The 24,452-nt window shown below is 71.8% G+C and carries 18 protein-coding genes; 3 read left to right on the forward strand and 15 right to left on the reverse strand.

All coding sequences use genetic code 11. From position 1 onward, the window contains the following. Nucleotides 1–15: 15 nt before the first annotated feature. The 6 genes from J2S57_RS02535 to smc form a co-directional block, all read right to left on the reverse strand. Complete coding sequence (locus tag J2S57_RS02535) at nucleotides 16–2,532, reverse strand: [protein-PII] uridylyltransferase (protein ID WP_307237823.1); 2,517 nt, start codon at nucleotides 2,530–2,532, stop codon at nucleotides 16–18. Between the two features lie 117 nt (nucleotides 2,533–2,649). Then, on the reverse strand, nucleotides 2,650–2,988 hold the full coding sequence (locus J2S57_RS02540; RefSeq protein WP_307237825.1) for a P-II family nitrogen regulator: 339 nt from the start codon (nucleotides 2,986–2,988) through the stop codon (nucleotides 2,650–2,652). Next, a complete protein-coding gene (locus J2S57_RS02545; RefSeq protein WP_307237827.1) occupies nucleotides 2,985–4,292 on the reverse strand; it encodes an ammonium transporter in 1,308 nt (435 codons plus the stop codon). The genes J2S57_RS02540 and J2S57_RS02545 overlap by 4 nt, the downstream gene beginning before the upstream one ends. 506 nt (nucleotides 4,293–4,798) lie before the next feature. Next, nucleotides 4,799–6,010 carry a signal recognition particle-docking protein FtsY gene (gene ftsY / locus J2S57_RS02550; protein ID WP_307237829.1) on the reverse strand — a complete coding sequence of 404 codons (1,212 nt, stop codon included), beginning with the start codon at nucleotides 6,008–6,010 and terminating at the stop codon, nucleotides 4,799–4,801. Nucleotides 6,011–6,333: 323 nt separating this feature from the next. Next, nucleotides 6,334–9,048, reverse strand: a complete 2,715-nt coding sequence (locus J2S57_RS02555) for a histone H1-like repetitive region-containing protein (RefSeq protein ID WP_307237831.1) — start codon at nucleotides 9,046–9,048, stop codon at nucleotides 6,334–6,336. Between the two features lie 423 nt (nucleotides 9,049–9,471). Continuing rightward, nucleotides 9,472–13,338 (reverse strand): chromosome segregation protein SMC, encoded by a 3,867-nt coding sequence (smc, locus tag J2S57_RS02560; protein ID WP_307237833.1) that lies wholly within the window; start codon nucleotides 13,336–13,338, stop codon nucleotides 9,472–9,474. A 146-nt stretch (nucleotides 13,339–13,484) separates the two neighbouring features. On the opposite strand from smc, the gene J2S57_RS02565 reads away from it, so the two are divergent. After that, on the forward strand, nucleotides 13,485–14,375 hold the full coding sequence (locus J2S57_RS02565; RefSeq protein WP_307237835.1) for a hypothetical protein: 891 nt from the start codon (nucleotides 13,485–13,487) through the stop codon (nucleotides 14,373–14,375). 52 nt (nucleotides 14,376–14,427) lie between these two features. Continuing rightward, on the forward strand, nucleotides 14,428–15,471 hold the full coding sequence (locus J2S57_RS02570; RefSeq protein ID WP_307237836.1) for an FUSC family protein: 1,044 nt from the start codon (nucleotides 14,428–14,430) through the stop codon (nucleotides 15,469–15,471). Between the two features lie 49 nt (nucleotides 15,472–15,520). Here the strand turns inward: J2S57_RS02570 and J2S57_RS02575 are convergent, their stop codons facing one another. Next, on the reverse strand, nucleotides 15,521–16,480 hold the full coding sequence (locus J2S57_RS02575; RefSeq protein ID WP_307237838.1) for a sulfotransferase family protein: 960 nt from the start codon (nucleotides 16,478–16,480) through the stop codon (nucleotides 15,521–15,523). A 208-nt stretch (nucleotides 16,481–16,688) separates the two neighbouring features. Between J2S57_RS02575 and J2S57_RS02580 the strand changes: the two genes are divergently transcribed. After that, nucleotides 16,689–17,411 carry a winged helix-turn-helix domain-containing protein gene (locus tag J2S57_RS02580; RefSeq protein ID WP_307237840.1) on the forward strand — a complete coding sequence of 241 codons (723 nt, stop codon included), beginning with the start codon at nucleotides 16,689–16,691 and terminating at the stop codon, nucleotides 17,409–17,411. Between the two features lie 66 nt (nucleotides 17,412–17,477). Here J2S57_RS02580 and J2S57_RS02585 read toward each other — a convergent pair whose 3' ends face one another. The 8 genes from J2S57_RS02585 to recG form a co-directional block, all read right to left on the reverse strand. Further along, on the reverse strand, nucleotides 17,478–18,446 hold the full coding sequence (locus J2S57_RS02585; RefSeq protein WP_307237842.1) for an Fpg/Nei family DNA glycosylase: 969 nt from the start codon (nucleotides 18,444–18,446) through the stop codon (nucleotides 17,478–17,480). 3 nt (nucleotides 18,447–18,449) lie between these two features. After that, nucleotides 18,450–19,220 (reverse strand): ribonuclease III, encoded by a 771-nt coding sequence (gene rnc / locus J2S57_RS02590; protein WP_307237844.1) that lies wholly within the window; start codon nucleotides 19,218–19,220, stop codon nucleotides 18,450–18,452. 47 nt (nucleotides 19,221–19,267) lie between these two features. Further along, a complete protein-coding gene (rpmF, locus tag J2S57_RS02595) occupies nucleotides 19,268–19,471 on the reverse strand; it encodes a 50S ribosomal protein L32 (RefSeq protein WP_231445300.1) in 204 nt (67 codons plus the stop codon). A gap of 4 nt (nucleotides 19,472–19,475) precedes the next feature. Beyond that, nucleotides 19,476–20,006, reverse strand: coding sequence for a YceD family protein (locus J2S57_RS02600; protein ID WP_370882555.1), 531 nt, complete (start codon nucleotides 20,004–20,006; stop codon nucleotides 19,476–19,478). A gap of 189 nt (nucleotides 20,007–20,195) precedes the next feature. Further along, on the reverse strand, nucleotides 20,196–20,966 hold the full coding sequence (locus J2S57_RS02605; protein WP_307237849.1) for a hypothetical protein: 771 nt from the start codon (nucleotides 20,964–20,966) through the stop codon (nucleotides 20,196–20,198). A gap of 109 nt (nucleotides 20,967–21,075) precedes the next feature. Beyond that, entirely contained in the window at nucleotides 21,076–21,558 is a 483-nt protein-coding gene (coaD, locus tag J2S57_RS02610; protein WP_370882430.1) for a pantetheine-phosphate adenylyltransferase, read from the reverse strand. Between the two features lie 35 nt (nucleotides 21,559–21,593). After that, entirely contained in the window at nucleotides 21,594–22,220 is a 627-nt protein-coding gene (gene rsmD, locus J2S57_RS02615) for a 16S rRNA (guanine(966)-N(2))-methyltransferase RsmD (protein WP_307237853.1), read from the reverse strand. Nucleotides 22,221–22,223: 3 nt separating this feature from the next. Then, a complete protein-coding gene (gene recG, locus J2S57_RS02620; RefSeq protein WP_307237855.1) occupies nucleotides 22,224–24,449 on the reverse strand; it encodes an ATP-dependent DNA helicase RecG in 2,226 nt (741 codons plus the stop codon). Between the last annotated feature and the right edge of the window lie 3 nt (nucleotides 24,450–24,452).

Genomic DNA, 24,452 nt, shown 5'->3' on the forward strand with positions numbered 1-24,452 from the left:
GAACCCGCCAACCCGCTACGACCCCGGCACCGACCCGGCGTCCACCAGCACCGAAACCGTCTCGGCCACCCGCGGCGGCGACAGCGGGCCGCCCCCCTCGCGCTCACACACGTACAGCACGTCGACCGCCTGACCCGCGTGCGTCGCGACGTGCGCCGACCGCAGGTCAACGCCCACCCCGGCGAGCGCCGAGCCGATCGCGTGCATCAGGCCCGGCCGGTCGGCGGCCCGCACCTCCAGCACCGTGGCCTCCTGAGAAGCGCCGGGCAGCAACACCACTCGTGGACGCGCGGGCGCACCACTGCGGCTGCGGAACCCGGCGTCCCGGCGGATCAGCGGCTCCAGCACGCTCTGGTCGCCCTCGCTGAGACGGCGCAGGTGCAGCTCGAGCAGCTCGGGCGGCGGCATGTCCCCGCGGCTCTCGACCCACCAGGTGTCGACCGCGATGTCCGGCCCCTCGAGGTGCTCCCCCAGGTGGTCGGCGGCCACGGTGCGCACCAGCGCGGACTTCACGGTGAGCCGGAAACTGGCCAGCACCCCGGCGATGTCGGCGAGCAGGCCGGAGCGGTCGGGGGCGACGACGGTGACGGTGAAGAGCTCGTCCATCGGGCTGACCCCGACGCGGGGACGGCCGTCGTTCAGCACCGCGCGCACCAGTTCCACCTCGGTGCGCGCGATCGGGGCCGGTCCGGGCGGCTCCTCACCGCGCAGGGCGGTGGAGGCCCGGGCCATCAGGTCTTCGACGAGCCGGGCGCGCCAGGCCGTCCAGGCGACCGGCCCGACCGCGGCGGCGTCGGCCTCGGTCAGGGCCCGCAGCAGCAGAAGCGTCTCCTGCTTGCCACCGACCGCCCCGACCAGGGCCTCGACCGTGCGCGGGTCGTCGGGGTCGCGCCGGGTGGCCAGCTCGATCAGGGTCAGGTGCTCGCGCACCAGCCGCTCGAGCGTGGAGCTGTCGTCGTCGTTCAGGCCCATCCGCTGCGCGACCTTGGCCGCGATCGGCGCACCGGTGACCGAATGGTCTTGCGCGCCTGCGACCTTGCCGATGTCGTGGAGCAGCGCGGCGAGCACGAGCAGGTCGGGACGACTGGTGTCACGCAGCGCGCCCTGGATCTGGATGACCGTCTCGATCAGGTGCCGGTCGACCGTGTGCCGGTGAACCGCGTTGCGCTGCGGGCGGTTCCGCACCGAGGCCCATTCCGGGATCCAGCGCGTGATCACGCCCGCGCGGTCGAGGGACTCCCAGACCTGGGCCAGGTTCGGCCCGCCCGCGAGCATCCCGACGAACTCGTCGCGCGCGGCGGCGGGCCAGGGCTCAGGCAGGGGCGGGCAGTCCTGGGCCAGGTGCTCGACGGTCACGGGGCTCAGGGGCAGGCCGGCGCGGACGGCCGTGGCCGCGGCGCGGATCGGCAGCACCGGGTCCTGGGCGGCCTCGACGCCGACGCCGAGCACGACCTCACCGTCGTGCTCCACGAGTCCGTGCCCGAGGGGCCTCAATCGAGGACGCCGGGGTCCGGGCCGCAGTCGGCGCGTCGGGATCGACTGGCGGGCACGGCGGGCGGTGACGTCCACGGCGTAGGCGATGGACCGGGTGCAGTCGGCCACCCGGGCGAGCAGTTCGTCGGCGTCGGTCAGGCCGCACAGCACCGCGACCGCGTCCTGCTCGGGCAGGAGCAGCCGGTCGTTGTTCTTGCCGGTGACGGCCTGCAGCGCGTCGCGGACGTCGAGCAGCTGCTCGTGCGCCTCGTCGATCGAGCCGTGCGGCCGGTCGGTGACCCAGCTGGCCGCGAGCGCGCGCAGCACGGTGACGTCGCGCAGGCCGCCGCGGGCCTCCTTGAGGTCGGGTTCGAGCAGGTGGGCGGCCTCGCCGTAGCGTTCGGCGCGCTCGGCCAGGCTCTCGAGCACCTGCGGCAGGCGGCGGCGGATGCCACCGCGCCAGTCGCCGAGCAGGGACGTGCGGGTCTTCACCACCAGGGCGGCGTCACCGGCGATGACGCGCAGGTCGAGCAGGCCGATGGCGGCGGAGAGGTCGGCGGCGGCCACCTCGCGGCACTGGCTGGGGGTGCGGACGCTGTGGTCGAGTCGCAGCCCGCCGTCCCACAGCGGGTACCAGAGTCGCTGGGCGAGTTCGCCGACCTCGTCGGCGGGCAGACGGCGGCCGTCGTGCAGGAGCACCAGGTCGAGGTCGCTGGCCGGGCCGGTCTGGCCGCGGGCCACGCTGCCGACCGCGGCGAGGGCCAGACCCTCGAGGCCGTTGTGACCGTTCTGGCCCCGGCCCCGGCGGCGCGGGCGCTCGTCGAGCGGGGCCACGGCGGCGGCCCAGCCCAGCTGCAGGGTGTTCTCGGCCATCGCGGTCAGGGCGGCGCGACGCCCGGGCCCCTCCGGGCCTCCGCGAAGGGCCCTGGTGAGTCTGTCTTTTCGCAGGTCACGGGCGGCGTGGGCGGCCGCGAGGGCCAGGTCCTCCACCGTCTGGTCGTCGGGTTCGTCGCTGTGCGGAGTGTTCTCGTCCAGACCGTCGAACTGGCCAGCCGTCACCGTTCACCTTTCGTCCCAGCGCCCGTGTCAGAGACGGCCGCCGGTACCGGAAACTCCCGGCACCCCCGATGGCTGGGGGTGCCGGGAGTTGCTGTCGCCCGGATCTTTCCCGGGGTTCTACAGAGCGTCCGCGCCGTGTTCCCCGGTGCGGACCCGCACCACGTCGTCGATCGGGGTGACCCAGACCTTGCCGTCGCCGATGCGGCCGGTGGCCGCGGCCTTGGTGATCACGTCGACCACGTCCACCACGTCGGTGTCGTCGACGAGCACCTCGAGCCGGGACTTCGGCACCAGGTCGACCGTGTACTCGGCGCCCCGGTAGACCTCGGTGTGGCCCTTCTGCCGGCCGTAGCCGCTGGCCTCGCTGACCGTCATGCCCTGGACCCCGAAGGTCTCCAGCGCGGCCTTCACCTCGTCGAGCTTGTGCGGCTTGATCACCGCGGTGACCAGCTTCATGCCGGAACCTCGCTCTCTTCAGTCTTCTTGGCGACGACCGGGCGGACGGAACCGCCACCGGTGGAGCTGTCGTAGGCGGACTCGGCGTGCTCGTGACCGTCGATGCCCTCGACCTCGGACTCCGGGTCGAGCCGGAAGCCGATCGTCTTCTGGATGGCGAACCCAATGATGTAGGTCAGGATGAAGGAGAAGGCAAGGACCGCGAACGCGCCCACGGCCTGACGCCAGAGCTGGTCGACACCGCCACCGAAGAACAGACCGTCGACCCCGGCCGGCGAGGTGGAGGTGGCGAAGAGACCGATGGCCAGCGTGCCCCAGAGACCACCGACGAGGTGGACGCCGACGACGTCGAGCGAGTCGTCGTAGCCGAGCTTGTACTTCAGGCCGACCGCGAGGGCGCAGAGCACACCGGCGAGGGCGCCGATGATGATCGCGCCGATCGGGCTGACCGAGTTGGCGGCCGGGGTGATGGCGACCAGACCGGCGACCACACCGGACGCGGCACCCAGCGAGGTGGCGTGACCGTCGCGGAAGCGCTCGAGGATCAGCCAGCCGAGCAGGGCGGCAGCGGTCGCGGCGATCGTGTTGACCCAGGCCACGGCGGCCAGGGTGTTGGCGCCGAGGGCGGAGCCGGCATTGAAACCGAACCAGCCGAACCACAGCAGACCGGCGCCGAGCATCACGAACGGCAGGTTGTGGGGGCGGAAGGGCTCCTTCGGCCAGCCGACGCGCTTGCCGAGCACCAGGGCGAGGGCGAGGCCCGCCGCACCGGCGTTGATGTGAACCGCGGTACCACCGGCGAAGTCGAGAGCCTTGAGGTTGTTGGCGATCCAGCCACCGACGTGCTCGTCACCGCTGAAGTCGAAGACCCAGTGCGCGACCGGGAAGTAGACGACGGCCGCCCAGATCACGACGAAGACGCACCAGGCGCCGAACTTCGCCCGGTCGGCGATGGCACCGGAGATGAGCGCGACCGTGATGATCGCGAACACGGCCTGGAAGCCGACGAACGCCAGGGTCGGGATGGTGCCGAAGACCGCGTCGGCGCTCATCAGGCCCTTGAGGCCGAAGTACTGCGACGGGTCGCCGACCAGGCCACCGCCGAGGTCGTCACCGAAGGCCATCGAGTAGCCGAAGATCACCCAGAGCACCGTGACGATGCCGAGAGCGCTGAAGCTCATCATCATCATGTTGAGCACGCTCTTCGTGCGGACCATGCCGCCGTAGAAGAACGCCAGACCTGGAGTCATGAGCAGCACGAGCGCAGCGCTCGTCATCACCCACGCGGTATCGCCGGTATCCATCCGCCACCCCTTCAAGAGAAAACCGCCCCCCGTTGAAGGGGCTGTCGTCGGGACCATCGTGAAGTTGTCGCCGACAGCGCAGGGTGACGGCGACTGGCAGCGACTCCGTACGGTGCCGCTCGCCCTACGGAAGAAATTGCTGTGTGAGGGTTTCCTGCCGACACCTCCGCGATTTCCTTGCCGTAACGTTTGGCGCGAGCTTGTTTCCGGTCGGTTACCGGTCCTGGGCATTAGCCCGTTCGCGCGGCCGGGCACCGGGGCGGACCGGGACATCTCCGGCGCCCGTCACACGCTGGTGACCCGAGCGCGGCTCTAGCGATGGGGGCGTCACCCAGAGATCAAATCCGTGTGGCATCAAGCATTTCGTGAGCGAGGTCACGGGCCCGGGCCCGGGGTGAATGAAGGACGCGGGCCCGCCCCCGTTCCGGGGACGGACCCGCGTCCGTCGTTGTCAGCTCTTGGTTGTCGTTCTTGGTTCCCGGTTTCCCGGTTCCCGGTTTCCCGGCTCAGGCGAGCAGGGCGTCCACGAAGGCGTCCGGGTCGAACGGGGCCAGGTCGTCCGGGCCCTCACCGAGACCGATGAGCTTGACCGGCACCCCGAGGGAGCGCTGCACGGCGACCACGATGCCGCCCTTGGCCGTGCCGTCGAGCTTGGTCAGCACGATGCCGGTGATGTTGACGACCTCGCTGAAGACCTTGGCCTGCTGCATGCCGTTCTGGCCGGTGGTGGCGTCGAGCACGAGCAGCACCTCGTTGACCGGGCCGTGCTTCTCGACGACCCGCTTCACCTTGCCGAGCTCGTCCATCAGACCGACCTTGTTCTGCAGGCGGCCCGCGGTGTCGATGATGACGACGTCGGCCTCGGCCTCGATGCCGTACTTGACCGCGTCGAACCCGACGGACGCCGGGTCCGCCCCGTCGCGGTCGCTGCGGATCGTGGGCACACCGATACGGTCGCCCCAGGTCTGCAGCTGGTCGGCGGCCGCGGCGCGGAACGTGTCGGCCGCGCCGAGCACGACGTCCTTGTCCTCGGCGACGAGCACGCGGGCGAGCTTGCCGACGGTGGTGGTCTTGCCGGTGCCGTTGACGCCGACCACCATGACGACGGCGGGACGGCCGGGCTCGTGGTCGATGGCCAGCGAGCGGTCGAGACCCTCACCCGGGTCGATGATCTTCTTCAGTTCCTCGCGCAGCAGCTCGCGCACCTGCTCGGTGTCGCGGACGCCGAGCACCGAGACGCGCTCCCGCAGGCGGTCGACGAGTTCGGTGGTCGGGTCGACGCCGAGGTCGGCCAGGAGCAGCGTCTCCTCGATCTCGTCCCAGGTGTCGGCGTCGAGCTTGTCGCGGCTCAGCAGTTCGAGCAGGCCGCGGCCGAGGGCGTTCGAGCGGGCCAGGCGCTCGCGCAGGCGCACCAGCCGGCTGCGAGGGGCCTCGGGGCGGTCGAGCGTGGGAACCAGCAGTTCCGGTTCCGGTTCCGGCTGCGGCTCGACCTCGACGGTCGGTGCCGTGGTCGCGGTCTTCTCGGCCGACTTCTCGGCGGTCGGCGGGGCGTCGAGAACCTCGGCGTCGTCACCGGGACGCTCGAGGGTGGTGGTGCCCGCGCCGCCCGGCGGGAGCGGAGGCTCCTTACGTCCGCGTCCGGCGACGAGCCCGATCGTTCCGCCGAGACCGGCGAGCGCGACGATCGCGATGAGAATGATCCACTGGACGGTGTCCACTCCGGACGAGCCTCCTCAGGCACAGGGTGGCGTCGGCTCCCCCGACGCCGATGACGTGTCGGCCGTTGATGAGCATGCCAGCCCGTGTGCTGCGGCGCCCGCGCCGGGTGTCCCCCCGCCCGGCGCGTCACCCGGTTACCGGGGTGGTGGTGGGGCGGGGGTCACGAGGGGGTCACAGATCGAGAGCCGACGGACGCGCGGTCGCACCGACGCCACGAAGGCGCGGCTCCCGGGGCGGTCGCCGGGGCGACGGTTCCCGGAACCGCGCCTTCGTGAAGGTGCCGTTCGGATGCCGGTGCGGGTTGCCTTCTCTGCCGGTCGGATCAGCGCCCGTGCCGGACGCGGCCCCCGCCGCGGACCTTCTTGCCCTTGGACCGGCCCTTGGTGTTGTCGTGGGCCCTGGGCTGCGGGCCGGTGGCCTCGACCGGCTCCATGACGGCAGTCTCGTCGGCGGCGGGAACGGGGGCCATGACCACGGTCTCGTCCGAAGAAGACGGGGCCTTCACCGGGGCCATGACCTCGGTCTCGGCCGCCGCCGGGGGGACGGCGGCCTTGGCTGCCTTCTGCGGCTGGCCCGCCTTCGCTGCCTGGCCTGCCGAGGCTGCCTTCTGTGCCGTGGCCGCCTTCTGCGCCTGGCCCACCTTCTGCGCCTGGCCCAACTTCGCTGCCTGGCCTGCCTTCTGTGTCTGGCCTGCCTTCGCTGCCTGGCCTGCCTTGACCGGCGTCATGACCTCCGTCTCGGCCGGGGCCGACTCGACGGGCTTCATGACCTCGGTCGCCGCCTCGGCGGCCGGTTCGCTCTCGTTATTGCCGGTGTTCTCAGGCCTGCTGGTGTTCTCGTTCTTGCTGGTGTTCTCGTTCTTGCTGGTGTTCTCAGGCCTGCTCGTGGCCTTGGGCCTGGTCTGGTTCGCGGCCGGGTCGGGCGCCGAGGTGCTGCGGGCGATGGGCTCGCGCACCGGGGCGAACACCGCGGTCTCCGCCGCCGAGGGAACGGACGGCTCGGACGTCTCGATGACCTGAGTCTCCCGGGCGGCCTCTGCGTCCGCCGCGGCCTTCTCAGCCGCGGCCTTCTCAGCCGCGGCCTTCTCAGCCGCCGCCTTCTCAGCCGCCGCCTTCTCAGCCGCCGCCTTCTCAGCCGCCGCCTTCTCAGCCGCCGCCTTCTCAGCCGCCGCCTTCTCAGCCGCCGCCTTCTCAGCCGCCGCCTTCTCAGCCGCCGCCTTCTCAGCCGCCGCCTTCTCAGCCGCCGCCTTCTCAGCCGCCGCCTTCTCAGCCGCCGCCTTCTCAGCCGCCGCCTTCTCAGCCGCCGCCTTCTCAGCCGCCGCCTTCTCAGCCGCCGCCTTCTCAGCCGCCGCCTTCTCAGCCGCCGCCTTCTCAGCCGCCGCCTTCTCAGCCGCCGCCTTCTCAGCCGCCGCCTTCTCAGCCGCCGCCTTCTCAGCCGCCGCCTTCTCAGCCGCCGCCTTCTCAGCCTCGGCGACCGAGGTCGCCTCGTCCTTCACCGGGGCGATCATGACCGTCTCGTCGGACGGAGCCACCGGCTCGCTCTTCTTCGACTCGACCTTGGCCGACGACATGGACGCGGTGGGCTCCGGAGCCGCCGGGACACCGGGCTTCACCGTCGGGCTCTTCACGCCGGAGGTGGCGATCGGGTCCTTGACGGGGGCAATCATCACCGTCTCGTCGGCGGAGACGAGCGGCTCCTTCACGGGCTGGATCATCACGGTCTCGTCGGACGGGGCCACCGGCTCGGACACCCGATCGGACACCCGGGCCTCGACCTTCGGCGTGGCCTTGACCTCGGACTTCGCCGCGACCTTCTTCTTGGCCGGCTCGGCGGACTTCTTGGCCGGCACGGCGGGCCTCTTCGCACCGGATCCGGCGATCTCCGCCTTCACCGGCTGGATCATCACCGTCTCGTCGGACGGGGCCACCGCCGGCTTCGCTGTGGGAGCACTGTCACCGGCAGGCGCCTCGGCACGGCCGGCGGCCTTCGCCTCGACGGCCTTCGCGTCGGTCTTCGCGTCGGTCTTCGCCTTGTTCTTGCCGCGGCTGCCGATGATCGCGGCCACGTCGAACCGGTCGCGCCGCGGACCCTTGGGCTTGCCCGCCGGCTTCGCCGCAGTGCTCGCGTGCCGCACGCCGCTCTGGCCGGTATCCGCCGGGGAAGCGTCCTGACCGGCGGAGACACCGGCAGCGGAGACACCGGCACCGACAGCACCCGACCCCGGGCTCCCGGAAGCAGAGCCACCCGAGGCGGAACCCGAACCGCCCGCAGCAGAGCCACCGGCCCGCGCACTGACACCCGTGGTGATGCCACCCGTCGCCCGGGCCGCCGCCGCGGGCGAGGCCGCCGCGGCCGCACCCGGCGTCGCTCCCCGGCCGGCCGCACTCGCGACCTTCGCCCCGGCCTGCTTCGCGGACGGCACACCCTTCGGCGCCAGCCCCTTCAGCACCGGAGCCACACCCGCGCCAGCGCCCGCACCAGCCGGGACCGGCGCCATCGGCATCGTCATCTCGGTGTCGGGCACCTCGGCCGGCGGGCGGTCACCGTCGTCGGTCATCGGCGGGTCGTGGGGCACCGCGATGTCCCGCACCGGGATCTCACCGGTCTTGCCCAGCCACGCGGCGCCGGAGGAACGGCCGTCCGTGGCGGAACGCGAGTGACCGCGGGGCTGCGTGCGGCCCATCGTGGAGGTGAGGCCGGCGACGCCGACCTCACGGACCGGCGCCTCGCTCTGCCCCGGCGCCACGGCGCCACGATTCTCGAGCTGGTCGAGACCGGAGTGCATCGCCTCGTTCAGCGGGTGCCAGATGCGCTGGAACCAGTGGGCTGTCGCGATCGAAGCGCGCCACGAAGCGATGGCACCCTTGGCCGTGCCCCGGCCCGCAGCCGTCGGCACCGAGGCGGCCGCGTTCACCGCCCGTTGCCCCTCGGGGGTGAGAACCCTTGAGCCCGAACGTAATTGAGGTGCAGCGATCAGGTACAGGAATCCGATCGCAATGGCCAGGATGAGCAGCAGTCCCACGATCGCGGCAATCACATGTCTACGTTACGAGGTATTTCGTCTCGACCCAATGGGAACGGCCCTGCCAATTGTTTCGATCGCGTCACTCTTGCCTGTCGATACTGGACACCCGGCCGATTTCGTGCCCATTCCCGCACCTTGAAAAGCCCCTCGCAACAAGCCTTTTCGCGAGCAACCGCAGGTCGGCCGAGTGTGTCCGAGGTCGCAGTCGATCTTCGCCCGGCTGGAGTAGTCACAGGAACGACCCGGGCAACTACCGGAAAAGTCCCAGCCTGCAACAGGAACTGCCCGCGCATCGAAGTCGTTATCGGTGGGGAGCGAAAACTCGCCGTGGTCAAGACAATCGAAGAGTAGTCGCGGGTCAGGGAAAAGGCCCCCGGGATGCACCCGGGGGCCCTGGTGATGTCATGCCGACCTCAGCGGGACGTCATGATCACGTCAGCCGGGCGATCCCGGCCCGTCCACCGTCGTCACCGAGACCTCAGCCGCCGCGTCAAGATCGATCACCCGATCAGCCGCGCCGTCCCCGGCCACCCCGGCAGCCGCGCCGGTCCCGGGAAGCTCCACCACGTCCACCATTTCACCCGCGGGCCGCCGCCGCGACCGGGAACCCGACTCGGGCTCGTCGTCCGCCAGCCGCTGACTGATCACCGTGGTCACACCGTCACCACGCATGGTCACGCCGTACAGCGCGTCGGCAACCTCCATGGTGCGCTTCTGGTGCGTGATCACGATCAGCTGCGACGACTCCCGCAGCTCCTCGAAGATCCCGATCAGACGCCCGAGGTTGACGTCGTCCAGCGCCGCCTCGACCTCGTCCATCACGTAGAACGGGCTGGGGCGGGCCTTGAAGATCGACACCAGCAGCGCCACCGCGGTCAGCGAGCGCTCGCCACCGGACAGCAACGAGAGCCGCTTGACCTTCTTGCCCGGCGGCCGGGCCTCGACGTCGAGACCGGTGGTGAGCATGTTCGACGGGTCGGTCAGGATCAGCTTGCCCTCACCGCCCGGGAAGAGCCGCTGGAAGACCCCGACGAACTCGCGCGCGGTGTCGTTGAAGGCCTCGGTGAAGACCTCCTCGACCCGCTTGTCGACGTCTTCGATGATCTGCAGCAGGTCGCGCCGTGACACCTTGAGGTCGTCGAGCTGCTTGTTGAGGAACGTGTGCCGTTCCTCGAGCGCCGCGAACTCCTCCAGGGCCAGCGGGTTGACCGTGCCCAGCAGGTTCAGGCCCCGCTCGGCCTTGCGCAGCCGCTTCTCCTGGGTCGCCCGGTCGAACGGCTTCGGCTCGGGCGGGGTGGCCGGCTCCGGGTCGCCGGGGGCCAGCAGGCTCGGCGGCACCAGCTGGTGCGGGCCGTACTCCTCGATCAGCACGTCCGGGTCCATACCCAGCTCGTCGACGCTGCGCTGCCGGAACGCGTCGATGCGCAGCCGCTGCTCGGTGCGCACGACCTCGTCGCGGTGCGCGGAGTCGATCAGCCGTGCCTGCTCCGCCGCCAGCCGCTGCTCGCTCTCGCGCACGGTGGTGAGCTCGACGTTGCGGGCGTCGCGCTCGGCCTCCAGCCGGTCCCGCACCGACTCGGCCGTGGCCAGCGTCTTCTCGAGCAGCACGAGCATGTACTCGCCACCGGCCAGCACGGCCCGGGCGATCTGCATCTGCCGCCGGCGCCGTTCCTCACGGGCCACCGCCTTGGCCCGGGCGGCGCGTTCCTCGGCGGCCCGGCGCATCAGCTGCTCGGCCCGGCCGGCCACCGCGCGGGCCCGTTCCTCGGCGGTGCGCAGGGCCAGGCGCGCGTCGGTCTCCTCGCCGCGCAGCCGGGCCGTGGCCTCGATCAGCCGGTCACGCTCGGAGGTGTCCGGCTCCTCGTCCTCGGCCTCGAGAGACTCTGAGGCGGCCTCGAGCTGGGCCTCCAGCTCGAACAGGGCCTCGCGAGCGTCCGCCTCGGTCTGCCGGGAGCGCCCGAGCTGGTCGCGCAGCCGCTCCACCTCGGCCTCGGCCGCGCGGGCCGTGCCCGCGAGCCGCCCCCGTTCGGCGGCGACCTTCGCCGCGGCCTGGGCCCGGCGTCCCTCCAGCTCACCGATGCGGCTCTCGACCCGGCGCAGATCGCCCTGGGCCTGCTTGAGCGCACCCTGCAGATCACGGACCTGCTGCTGCACCGTCTGCTGCTGGTCGCGGGCCTGCGTCAGCGCGGCCCCCGCCTCCTCGGCCGTGGCCGCCGCCAGAGCCACCCGCTCGGCGGCCTGCTCGACCGCGGCCTGCGTCTCGATCGGCGAGGGCGCCGAGGCCGAGCCACCGCGCACCAGGGCCGCCGAGACCAGCTCACCGCCCGGCGTCACCGCGCGGACGTCGGGCCACAGGCGCACCAGCTCGGCGGCGGCGGCGAGATCCGGCACCACGGCGACGCGGTGCAGAAGACGGTCCAGGGCCGGCCTCAGAGCCGAGGGCTCGCGCACCAGCGACCGCACCCAGCGGCCCCCGGCCGGCAGCGAGGGCCAGCCGTCCGGATCCGAATCGGCCGGTGACGTCACCGAGGCCGGCACCAGAACCGCCTGCCCCCCGTCTTCCGCGGCCAGCAGCGAGAGCGCAGCCAGGGCCCCGGACAGCTCTCCCACCGCGACCGCCTCGGCCGCCGGCCCCAGTGCCGCCGCGACCGCGGTCTCGAAGCCCGGCTCCACCGCCAGCACCGCTGCCAGCGAGCCGATCAGCCCGGGCACCCGGTCGCCCGCGGCCAGCACCGCACCCGCACCGTCTTTGCGCCGCAGCCCGAGAGCAAGGGTGTCCCGCCGCGCCGACCACTCCTTGCGCTCACCGTGCGCCTCGCGCTCGGTGTGCCGCAGGCCCTCGAGCTCCCGGTTCAGCCCGGTGAGCCGGGACTGCAGCTCCTCCAGCTCGGTCTCCTGAGCCAGGATCCGCTCCGAGACGGACGCCGCCTCGACCTGGAGCGCCTCGGCCTGCTCAGCATCCGAATCGTCCGGATCGGCGACCGAGACCGACTCCAGCTCCGCCACCGACGCCTGGGCCGCGAGCACCCGCTCCTCAGCGTCCGCGATCGTGCCCGACAGCCGCTCCACCGCGCCCACCGACGCGTCCACCGTGCTGCGGGCCGCCCCGACCCTGCCCGCCAGCCGGGCCAGCTGCTCACGCCGGTCGGCCGCGCGCCGGGCCAGCTCGACCAGCCGCTGCTCCTCGGCGCGAGCGGCCTGCTCGGCCTCGCGACGCCGGTCCTCGGCCGTGAGCATCAGCTCGTTGGCGCCCTCGACCTCGGCCTGGAGCTCTTCCTCCTGCTCCCGCACCAGCGCGGCCTGGGCCTCGAGGTCGTCGGGGTCACGCCCGTCACGGCGCTCGTCGGGCTCGGACTCGGACAGCAGCCGGAGCCGGTCGGCGGCCAGGCTGTTCGTGCCCCGCGTGCGCTCGCGCAACGACGAGAGCTGGTACCAGGTGTTCTGCGCCCGGGAGAGCTGCGGCGACGCGGCGCTGGCGGCCAGCTCCAACGAGGACAATCGGGCCCGTGTGGACGCCAGCTCCTGCTCCACCTCGGAACGCCGCTGGGTGATCGCCGCCTCGTCGGCCATCTCGGCCGCGATCGTCGACGTCAGCGTGACCAGGTCGTCGGCCAGCAGCCGGGCCTTGGCGTCGCGCAGGTCGGCCTGCACCACCTGGGCCTTGCGCGCCACCTCGGCCTGCCGGCCGAGAGGCTTGAGCTGACGCCGGATCTCGGTGGTGAGGTCGGCGAGACGCTGCAGATTGCCCTGCATCGCGTCGAGCTTGCGGATCGCCTTCTCTTTGCGCTTGCGGTGCTTCAGGACTCCCGCGGCCTCTTCGATGAACCCGCGCCGCTCCTCCGGGGTGGCCTGGAGCACCGCGTCGAGCTGGCCCTGCCCGACGATCACGTGCATCTCGCGGCCGATACCGGAGTCGGACAGCAGTTCCTGGATGTCGAGCAGGCGGCACGGGGAGCCGTTGATCGCGTACTCGGAACCACCGGAGCGGAACATCGTGCGCGAGATCGTGACCTCGGTGTAGTCGATCGGCAGCGCACCGTCGGTGTTGTCGATCGTGAGCGCGACCTCGGCCCGGCCCAGGGGCGGGCGGCCGGAGGTGCCGGCGAAGATGACGTCTTCCATCTTGCCGCCGCGCAGGCTCTTGGCGCCCTGCTCACCCATCACCCAGCTGAGGGCGTCGACCACGTTGGACTTGCCCGACCCGTTCGGCCCGACGACACACGTGATGCCCGGTTCGAGACGCAGAGTGGTGGCCGACGCGAACGACTTGAACCCGCGCAGGGTCAGGGTCTTCAGGTGCACGGGCGGCTGGCTCCTCGGCTGATGCGGACCGCCCCAGGGTATCCGCGTTCGACCGGTGTTACTCGCACGACAACAAACCTGGACTGGCACACTTGGCCCCCACCGGAAGGCCGCCCCACCTCAGCAGCACGGAGGAAGAGCCCCACATGACCAGGTCCGGCTTCACCGTCCCCGATCACTCCGCGTCACAGGTCTGCATCGAAGCGCCAGGTTCCGGCCCGGGTTTCTGGGCGGGTGCCCCGAGCGTCTGCCTGCAGGACGGGGTGTACTGGCTGGCGTACCGGGTACGGCGGCCGCTGGACGAGGGTCGCGGGGTGGCGGTCACGATCGCCCGCAGCGACGACGGCGTGACGTTCGAGACGGTCACCTCGGTCGGACGGGACATCTTCGGCGCCGCCTCGCTCGAGCGCCCGGCCCTGCTGCCCACCGGTGACGGCGGCTGGCGGCTGTACCTGAGCTGCTCCACGCCGAACTCCAAGCACTGGTGGATCGAGGCGCTCGACGCGGCCGACGTGGTGGACCTGCCCACCGGCAAGCGCACGGTCGTGCTGCCGGGCGACGAGTCCTGGGGCGTGAAAGACCCGGTGGTGCACCGGAACGCCGCCGGCTGGCAGATGTGGGTGTGCTGCCATCCCCTCGACGACCCGGATGCCACCGATCGGATGAACTCCCGCTACGCCACGAGCGACGACGGGCTGGAGTGGGAGCTCGGGCCGGTGGCGATCGAGGGACGCGCGGGGCGGTGGGACGCCCGCGGCGCGCGGGTCACGGCGGTGGTCCCCCACGGTGACGGGCTCGCCGCCTACTACGACGGGCGCGCGAGCGCGGCGGAGAACTGGTTCGAGCGCACCGGGGTGGCCCTGGGCCCGGCCGGGTCGTTCACGGCCGTCGGTGACGCGCCGATCGCCCAGTCGCCGCACGGTGACCACGCCCTGCGCTACCTCGACGTGGTCGACCTCCCCGACGGTGGCCGGCGTCTCTACTACGAGGCGGCGCTGCCGGACGGGTCGCACGACCTGCGCACGGAGCTGGTCTAGGCGCTTTTGTCACCGGGTGCAGATAAGGAGGCACCGGGTGCACAATGGCTGGGTGTCCACCCTTGCCACGGTCCGTGGCTGGGGGCTGACCGAACTCCGACCCCACGAGCACGCCCACTGGGCAGCGTTGCGAGCCGTGCTCTCCGTGGGGGTGCCGGTCTCGGTGGTCCTCGCGCTCGGCCGGTCCGACCTCACCCTCTTCGCCAGCTTCGGGGCCTTCAACAGCCTCTACGGCCGGCACTCGATCTACGCCTCACGCCTGCGCATGCAGACCGAGAGCGGCCTGTTCATGGCCGCCTGCGTCACGCTCGGCGTGGTCGTCGCGGCGGTCGGCGGCACCCCGCTGGCGATCGCCGCGACCACGGCCGCCAGCGGGATCGCCTACCTGGTGGCCCGCTGGGCGCACTGGGCCCCGCCCGGTTCCCTGTTCGCGGTCTTCGCGGTCGGGGCCTGTTCCAGTCATCCGCAGGACTGGTCGACCGTGCCGCTCGCGCTCGCCGTGAGCCTCGGGGCAGCCTCGCTCGCGGTGCTCCTGGGCCAGTCCGGGCAGCTCTTCGCGGCGGGCCGGAACCGCGAGAAAGCCTCCCGCAAGACACGTCTCAGCATCTCCGAGCTGTTCCGGGGTGAGGGCGTGCGCGGTGACCTGCTCGCCTGCACGGCCGGTCCGGCGATCGCGGGCACGGTCGCCGCGGCGGCCGGCGGTGCGCATCCGTACTGGGCGATGGTGTCGGCCGTGGCCCCGCTGATGAGCCCACCCGGCGCGCGCCACCGGGTGACGCGCGCCCTGCACCGGGTCTGGGGCACGGCGCTGGGCGTGCTCATCAGCCTGGCCGTCCTCTCGACCGACCCGGGCGTCGTCACCACCCTGGTCCTGGCCCTGCTCGCCCAGGCCTTCGCCGAGCTCTTCGTGATGCGCAACTACGGGCTGGCGGTCATCGCGATCACGCCCCTGGCCCTGCTCATGCAGCACCTGGCGGTGGAGAGCGATCCGCTCGCGACCACCACCGAGCGCATGACCGAGACCGCGCTCGGCGCGGCGATCGCGGTGGGGCTGATCCTGCTGGCGGGCCGCCCGAAGCACACCTCCACCGCCTGAGGACGTTTCGGTCGCCGGCGAGCGTCCGTCACCTCACCACCGGGTCACCTCAGGACTCGTTGCCCGACGGCGCGAACTGGCCGCGGGAGGTCGCGCCCATCCAGTCCGAGTACCCGACCCCCGCGATCTCGGTGAGCAGCGCGTTGTCGTCGCGGTAGAACTCGACCAGGCGCATGCGCACCTCCGCGTCGAGCACCGGCCGCCGGGCCCCGCCCTTCTGCAGGTAGCTCAGCAGCGGACCGCTCGCGCGGCGCCAGACCTGCGGCGGCACCCAGGCTCCCGCCGCCGCGCCGGCCCGCACCACCCGTGACAGCACGGCCGTGCGCGGCCCCGGTTCCACGTAGGAGCGCGAGTTCTCGCGAGCGGGCTGGGCGACGTGACCGGTCTCCACCCCGAGGAAGCGGCAGACCTGGTCGATCGCGGCGTCGGGCGTCTCCACCAGGTCGCGGTAGCGCAGCACGTGCACCTGCTCACGGCCGAACACCCCGATCAGGTCACGCAACTGCTCGCCGTAGAGCCCAAGGCCGCGGTAGTGCCAGAACGGGGCCCAGCCGGCGGCGACGCGCTGGGGTTCGGCCGCGAACGCGGAGGCGAAGTCCCCGATCGGCTCCAGCCCGTCGGCCCACAGGTGCATCCAGTTCGAGTACGCCCGGTCGATCGGATCCCGCAGCACCACGAGCAGTTTCGCGTGCGGCACGTCGGCGTGGATGCGCCGGTGGGCGAGCCGGTCGTAGAGGTAGAAGGGCGTGCTCTCACCCCGGAGCGTGCCCGCGGGCGCCACGTCGAACAGCGACTCGTACTCCCGGCGGCGCCACACCCACTCCTGGGCGCTGTGCGCGTCGCCCGGCCCGCGCTGCCCGGATCGCCGGGGCGGGCCACCGTCGCACAGGTAGAACTTCGGCTCCTTCACCGCGGACAGGTACAGCTGCGGATGCTGGGCGAGAGCCGCGTGCAGCGCGGTGGTCCCGGCCTTGGGGGCACCGAGCAGGAAGAAGTCGGGCAGGGCCATCTATGCCTCCGGGATCAGTATTCGCCAGAAATTCTAGACCAATCCGATAGAGTTACTTGTAGCTCAGCCGAACGAGTGCTTCACTCGATCTCATGGGTAGTTGTCCCGTCAGCTGATCCGAGCCTGGCGCCCTGGTCACGGCCGCTGCCGCCGTGACCGGTCGATCGCCCGGGCTGTTCCTGCTGATCTACGCGACCGGAGCTTTTCAATGTTGACCTCACCGGGACCAGATGCCAACCGAGGTGACCACGCGCAGGCCGGGCTGGTCGTGCGACTCAGCGTGCCCGGAGCTCCCGACGCCCGGCGCCCGGGAGTGAGCGGCGACGACAACGGCGGCCGCCGGCCGGGTCCCGACCTGCGCGGCATCGCCCGCGCGGTGGAGGACCTGGTGCACGCGGTCGCTCCCGACGTGGTCACCAGCGTGGAGATCGAGCTGCGCGAGCCGGCCCGCCCGGGCCGGTCCACCAACGGGGCCCGGCGCTGGGCCTCCCCCGGCGACGAGCCCGGCGACGCGTCGCCCACCCGCACCACCGCGCTCGCGCCGGTGCCCACCGCGGCGACCACGACGTCCTCAAGCCGCACCGAGAGCCGCACCGAAGGCCGCGCGGAGAGCCGCGCCGGGAACCGCCCGGCAGGCGGTGAACCCGGCCGCCCGGCCGAGCCGTTCGACGTCGACATCACCCGCCGCACCCTCGAGCTCGACGGCGACCCGGTCGAGCTGACCCGCCGCGAGTTCGACCTGCTGGCCTTCCTCGAGCGGCACCGCGGGCAGGCCCTGGGCCGCGACGAGCTGATGCGCGCCGTCTGGCACACCGGCTACATCTCCGGCGACCGCACCATCGACGTGCACGTGCGGCGGCTGCGGGTGAAGCTCGGCCGGCACGCCGACCGGCTGGTCACGCTGCGCGGGTACGGCTACCGGCTCGACTGAGCGCGACCGGGGCCTGTCCTGCTGATCACTGGCCCACCGCGATGCGCCCGTGACACCGGACAGGCCCTAGAAGCGCCCTTCGCGGGGCTTCGGCTGGCACTTCGGGCAGAAGAACGACGACCGGTTCATGAAGGTCTCGCGCCGCATCCGGCTGCCGCAGCGGTGACAGGCCTCGCCCTCGCGCCCGTACGCGTCCAGACCCCGCTCGAAATAACCACTCTGGCCGTTCACGTCGACGTAGAGACTGTCGAAGCTGGTGCCGCCCTGGGCCAGCGCCTCCCGCATCACGTCCTGCGCATGGGCCAGAACGCGGTTCAGCGTGGGCCGGTTCAGCTTCTCGGTGGGGCGCGCGTAGTGCAGCTTGGCCCGCCACAGCGCCTCGTCGGCGTAGATGTTGCCGATGCCCGAGATCAGCGTCTGGTCGAGAAGCGCTCGCTTGAGGCCGGTCTCGCGCCGCTTGAACCGGGCCGCGAGCAGGTCGACGTCGAGCGCGGGATCGAGCGCGTCGCGGGCGATGTGGGCCACCGGCGCCGGGATCAGCGCCTCACCGGCCTCGTACGTCCCCTCGATCACCCCGTCGTCTCGGGGCTCCTCGGTCGGCACCACGTCGGCCGGTGTTCCGCCGAGCCCACCCGGACCCCCGTCGGGCGTCGGCACCATCTCGACCACGGCCAGCCCGCCGAACATGCGCTGGTCGACGAATCGCAGCTCGCGGCCCTGCGCCCCGGCGAGCCCGAGCCGCACCCGCAGGTGCTTCTCGTCGGGGGCGTCCGGCTCTTCGAGCAGCATCTGCCCGCTCATGCCGAGGTGCGCGAGCAGCGCCTCACCGGAGTCGAGGTTCAGCCAGAGGAACTTGCCGCGCCGCACCGCGTCCACCACGGTGACGCCCTCGAGCCGGGAGACGAAGTCGTCGATCCCGGCCTCGTGACGGCGCACCGGCCGCGGGTGCAGCACCTCGACGCCCTCGAAGGTGGCACCGATGACCCAGCGGGCCAGGCCACGCCGCACCACCTCGACCTCGGGCAGCTCCGGCACGGCTCAGGCCTCTTCGGCGGGAGTCTCTTCCGCGGCGCGGGCCGCGCGGTCGGCCGTGAGCCGGCCGAAGGCGGCGGCGGCGGCCTCCTGCTCGGCCTCTTTCTTGCTGCGCCCGCTGCCCTCGCCCCGCGACCGGCCCTGCACCAGCGCCGAGGCGTGGAAGAGCTTGGCGTGGTCGGGACCCTCTTCGGTGACCGCGTACTCCGGCACCCCGAGGCTCTCCATGGCGGTGAGTTCCTGCAGGCTGGTCTTCCAGTCCAGGCCGGCGCCGAGTTCGGCGCTGGTCTCGAGCAGCGGGTCGACCAGGCGGTGCACGAGCTCACCGGCGATGTCCATGCCGGACTCGAGGAAGACGGCACCGATCAGGGCCTCGACCGTGTCGGCGAGGATCGACGACTTGTCGCGGCCCCCGCTGGCCTCTTCACCCCGGCCGAGCATCAGGTACTCACCGAGGCCGAGGCGACGGCCGACGCCGGCCAGCGCGCGCATGTTGACCACCGCGGCGCGCAGTTTGGCCAGCTGCCCCTCGGGCAGTGTGGGATGGCTGTTGTACAGGGCCGAGGTCACGACCAGGCCCAGTACGGAGTCGCCAAGGAACTCCAGCCGCTCGTTCGTGGGGAGCCCACCGTTCTCGTACGCGTACGAGCGGTGGGTCAGCGCCTTGAAGAGCAGCCCATGACTGACCTGGACGCCGAGGACCTCGACAAGCTTGTCCTGCTTGGCGAGCGCCTCGGCGTCCAGGCCGGCGGACGATGCATCGGTCGGGTCGGTCACGGTTACGGATGCCCCGTCAGATGCATGCCCGGTGGTCATGCTCAGACTCAGAGGTCCTTGACCTTGCGACCCTTGTACTCGAGGTACAGCGGGGTGCCGGCGGAGTCGGTGACGACCTGCGCCTGGTGGGGCCGGGAGTAGGTGGTGGTGCCGCCCGACGTCGTGGCGGTGAGCGCCGTCGGCGTCGCCTTCCACTGCGCCCGGCGAGACCGCGTGTTGCTGCGGGACATCTTCCGCTTCGGAACGGCCACGCCGTCAGCTCTCCTTCGGTTCGTCCGGGTTGCCCACTGCGGGCGATCCGGAATCTTTCGGTGACACCCCGTCGGTCAGGATGCCCTGAAGTGCCGCCCAGCGCGGGTCGGCGACCTCGTGACTGTGGTCCGGGTCGTCTGCGAGCCGTGCTCCGCACTCGGAGCACAGGCCCGGGCAGTCTTCCCGGCAGACCGGCTGGAACGGCAGTTCGGAAACCACCGCGTCGCGCAGGGCGGGCTCGAGGTTGATCATCTCTTCCTCGACCTCCTGCCGGTCGTCGTCCTGGTCTTCGGCGACTCGGTTCTCCGGGTAGCTGAACAGCTCCGCGATGCGGACGTCCAGCTCCTGCCGGACCCCGTCGAGGCAGCGGATGCACTCACCCGTTGCCACGGCCGAGACCGTGCCACTGACCAGCACACCCTCCATCACCGCCTCGAGCCGGAGATCCAGCTCGACGTCGGTGCCCTCAGGAACGCCGATCACCTCGGTGCCGAGCTCGGCCGGGGCCGGGACGGTCCGCTGCACCTTCCGCATCATGCCCGGGCGCCGGCCGAGTTCCCGGGTGTCGAGAACATAGGGCGATCGGGCATTCAGACGAATGGTGCACTCCTTACGAGAAACTGACGGACCAGCCCCGTTCCTTCAGCGGGCTCTCCACCGCCTTCGACGGTGATCACACGCAGGGATCGGGCTGACACACTAAGACCAGCTAGGAAGATTACTTCAGGTCGCCCGGTCGACCAAACCGGAGCGCTCGGCGGCCCGTTCCACGGCCGTCAGATCGATCACCCGGTGCTCCGTCCCCGCCCCGGCCGGCACCAGTTCGGGCTCCCGCACCTCGACAGCCGGCGCCGGGGCCGGGTCGGCCCCCGCGTCGTCCGGCTTGGGCGCCTCCCGCTCCTGGTCGTACGCGTCTTCAGTGTCGGCCTGGTGGTCGTAGGCCTCGTCGCGGCCGCGGTTGCGTTCTTCCCACGACTCCTGCTCGCGCCGCTGCTCGACCGCCTGCTCGTGCCCGGCCTGCACGTCCCGACCCTCGGGGTCGGACTCGTCGGCCAGGGACTCGAGGTAGTCGAGCTCACTGCGCTCACGCAGGCGGTCACGGCCGCGCCGCACCTGGCCCATCGTGCGCTGCAGGTCGGCCTCGAGGGCCGCGAGCCGGTTGTCGGTGTACATGTCGCACTCGCGCAGCAGCCGGGCGGCCTCCGCGCGGGCGGCGTCGAGAATCTGCTCCGAGCGGGCGCGGGCGCCGGCCACCAGGGCGCTCTCGGCGATCATCGCCTCGGCGTCGGCCTGGGCCTGGGCCAGGAGGCCCTCAGCCTCGTTCTCGGCCCGGGCGATCACCTCCTGGTGCGCCACGAGCAGCTCGGCCGCCTGGTCGAGCTCGACGGGCAGCTCGGCCCGGGCCCGTTCCACCAGAGCCAGCATCTCGGCGCGGTTGACCATGCAGGAAGCCGACAGCGGTACGGACGACGCCCGCTCCACCATCGCACCCATTGCATCCAAGGTTCGGCGAAGACTCACCGGGGACCTCCCTCCACGCTTCGGACCGATGCGAGGGGAAGTGGAAATGAACCCAGAGTAACTTTATTGTTACGGAGAGCTCTTAACCGGCCGCATCGGGCTGACCGTTTTCAGTCTGACCAACCCGCCCGAGTCGATCCAGGAGGCGCGCCAGGACATGGTCCGGGACAAGTCCGGACACGTCACCCCCATGCGCAGCAACCTCTTTGATCAAACTACTCGAAACATGCTCGAACCGGGGCTCTCCGGGCAGAAACACCGTTTCCACGCCGCTCAAGTGCCGGTTCATCAGGGCCATCGGCAGTTCATAGGCGAAGTCCGTGCCGCCCCGCAGGCCCTTCACCACGGCCACCGCGCCGACCCGGCGGCAGAAGTCGACGAGCAACCCACCGTCGACGGTCTGCACGCTCACCTCCGGCCGGCCCGCGAAGCTGCGCTCGATCAGCTCGACCCGTTCCGGCACGGTGAACAGCGACTTCTTGGCGGGGTTGCTGGCCACCGCGACGATCACCTCGTCGAACAGCACGGTCGCCCGCTCGATCACGTCGAGGTGACCGTTGGTCACCGGGTCGAAACTGCCGGGGCACACGCAACGTCGGGTCACGGGTTCGACGCTACCGGGGCCGGCTCGGGCTGGGGCTCGGCCGGCTCCGGGTCCGGCTCCGGCTCCGGGTCCCAGACCGCCTGCCAGAGCATGGTGTCGCCGTAACGCCGCTGTTTCTCGACGTACAGGCCCTGCGGCCACGACGGCTCGGGCGAACGCCGCCCGCGCTCGAGCACCAGGGTGGCGTCGGGCGCCAGCCAGCCGCGACCGGCCAGGGAGGCGAGCATCACGGTGATCTCGGCGTCGGTGAGCGGGTAGGGCGGGTCGGCGAAGACCAGGCCCATCGGCACCGCGGCCCGCCCGTCGAGGAACTTCTGCACCGGCGACAGCACCACCTCGGCCGAGCCGAACCCCAGCGTGGACACGTTCGCCCGCGCCGCCTCGACCGCAGGCTTCCCCGCGTCGACCAGCACCACCGAGGCACCGCCCCGGCTCACCGCCTCGAGCCCGAGCGCGCCCGAGCCGCAGAACAGGTCGAGCACCGGCATCCCCTCGATCAGGCCGCGTGCGTCGAGCGCCGCGAACAGCGCCTCCCGCACCCGGTCGCTGGTGGGACGGGTGGCGTCGCCCTTCGGCACGACCAGCGTGCGGCCCCCGGCCGAGCCACTGATGATCCGCGTCATCGTCTACCCCCGGTCCAGGAAGGCCGCGCGGTCGGACCCGAGCCACGGGTCCAGCGCCTCGGCCAGCTCGGGATGGGCCCGCAGGCCCATGTCTTCGTCGATCAGCTCGGTGGCCACCTGCCGGGCCTCCACGATCACCTTCTCGTCACGCAGCACACGCAGCAGTTTGAGCGACGAGTTCAGCCCCGACTGCCGCGCCCCCAGCACATCGCCCTCACGGCGGGTCTCCAGGTCGATGCGGGCCAGCTCGAACCCGTCGCGGGTGCTCGCGACCGCGGTGAGCCGGTCGAGCGAGGGCCCCTGCCCGGCCTCGGTGAGCAGCAGGCAGATGCCCGCCGCCCTGCCCCGGCCCACCCGGCCGCGCAGCTGGTGCAGCTGCGAGACCCCGAACCGGTCGGCGTCGGTGATCACCATCGCGGTGGCGTTGGGCACGTCGACGCCGACCTCGATCACGGTGGTGGCGACCAGCACGTGCACCTCGTTGGCGGCGAAGCGGCGCATCACCTCCTCGCGCTCGTCGGCGGGCATCCGGCCGTGCAGCATCTCGATCACCAGGCCGTCGAGCTCGGGCTGGATGCGCAGCGCGGCCAGCACGTCGATCGCGGCGGCGGCCGGGCGCTTCTCGTCGCCCACCTTGGCCAGCTCGGCGTCGCTCAGCATCCGGACCGAGCCGTCTTCGTCGAACAGGTCCTCCTCGGCCGGCTCGTCGTCGGAGCCGATGCGCGCGCAGACCACGTAGGCCTGGTGCCCGGCCTTGCACTCCTCGGCCACGCGCTGCCAGGTGCGGGTCATCCAGCGCGGGTCGCGGGCGGGCACCACGTGGGTCTTGATCTCGCTGCGGCCGGCCGGGAGCTGGTCGAGCACCGAGGTCTCCAGGTCGCCGAAGACCGTCATCGCGACCGTGCGCGGGATCGGCGTGGCCGTCATGACCAGCAGGTGCGGCGTGTTCTCGCCCTTGCGGCGCAACGCGTCACGCTGCTCGACGCCGAACCGGTGCTGCTCGTCGACCACCACCAGGCCGAGCTCGGAGAACTGCACGGTGTCTTGGATCAGCGCGTGGGTGCCGATCACGATGCCCGCGTCGCCGGAGGCCGCCTCGAGCAGGGCCTTGCGGCGCTGGGCGGTGTTCATCGAGCCGGTGAGCAGCGTGACCCGGGTGCCGCGGTCGTCTCCACCGAGCAGGCCACCGGCCGCCAGGTCGCCGAGCATCGCCGTGATGGACCGGTGGTGCTGCGTGGCGAGCACCTCGGTGGGCGCGAGAAGTGCCGCCTGACCGCCGGAGTCGACCACCCGGGCCATCGCCCGCAGCGCCACGAGCGTCTTGCCGGAACCGACCTCGCCCTGCAGCAGCCGGTGCATCGGGTGTTGCTGCGCCAGGTCGGCGGCGATCTCGTCGCCCACCTTCTGCTGGCCCTCGGTGAGCTGGAACGGCAGCCGCTCGTCGAGCGCGTCGAGAAAGCCGCCGGGCACGTGCAGCCGGGGCGTCGCCTGCTGCTGCCGGTCGTTGGCCTTTCGCCAGACCAGCAGCGTCTGCAGGATGAACGCCTCCTCGAACTTCAGCCGCCGCTGCGCCGCCGCCAGCTGGGCGCGGTCGCCGGGCCGGTGGATCTGCCGCAGCGCCGAGCTCAGGTCGATCAGGCGCAGCCGCCTGCGGATCTCGGCCGGCACCGGGTCGGGCAGGTCGGTGGGCAGGGTGTCGAGCACCACGCGCACCGAGTTCCGGATCAGGTTGGAGCCGACCTTGCCGGTGGCCGGGTAGATCGGCAGCGGCATGTGGAGGCGCTCGGCCAGACGCTCCTCGGAGGCGTCCTCCTCCTCGTCGAGCAGCTCGTACATGGGCTGGGCCAGCTGCTTCTTGTTCTGGTAGCGGCTGACCTTGCCGCTGAACAGCGCCCGCGTGCCCACGGTGAGCTCTTTCTGCGGCTTGTAGACGTTGTTGAAGAACGTCAGGTCGAGCGTGCCGTGCCCGTCGGTGACCTCGACGTTCATGATCTTGCTGCGCCGCGTCTTCATCTCGCGGACGCTGACCTTGCGCACCTCGGCGACCAGGCTGACCGGGACGTCCTCGGGCAGCGAGTCCATCGGGGTGAGCTCGCCGAGTTCCATGTAGCGGCGCGGGTAGTGCCGCAGCAGGTCGCCCACGGTCTCCAGGCCGAGCTCCCGCTCGAGGGGTTTCGCGGTGCGGCTGCCGACGGCCTTGGTCAGGGGTTCCCTGAGACGTTCCGGCATCGA

Source organism: Kineosporia succinea (assembly GCF_030811555.1).
In the GTDB taxonomy this organism is placed as follows: Bacteria; Actinomycetota; Actinomycetes; order Actinomycetales; family Kineosporiaceae; genus Kineosporia; species Kineosporia succinea.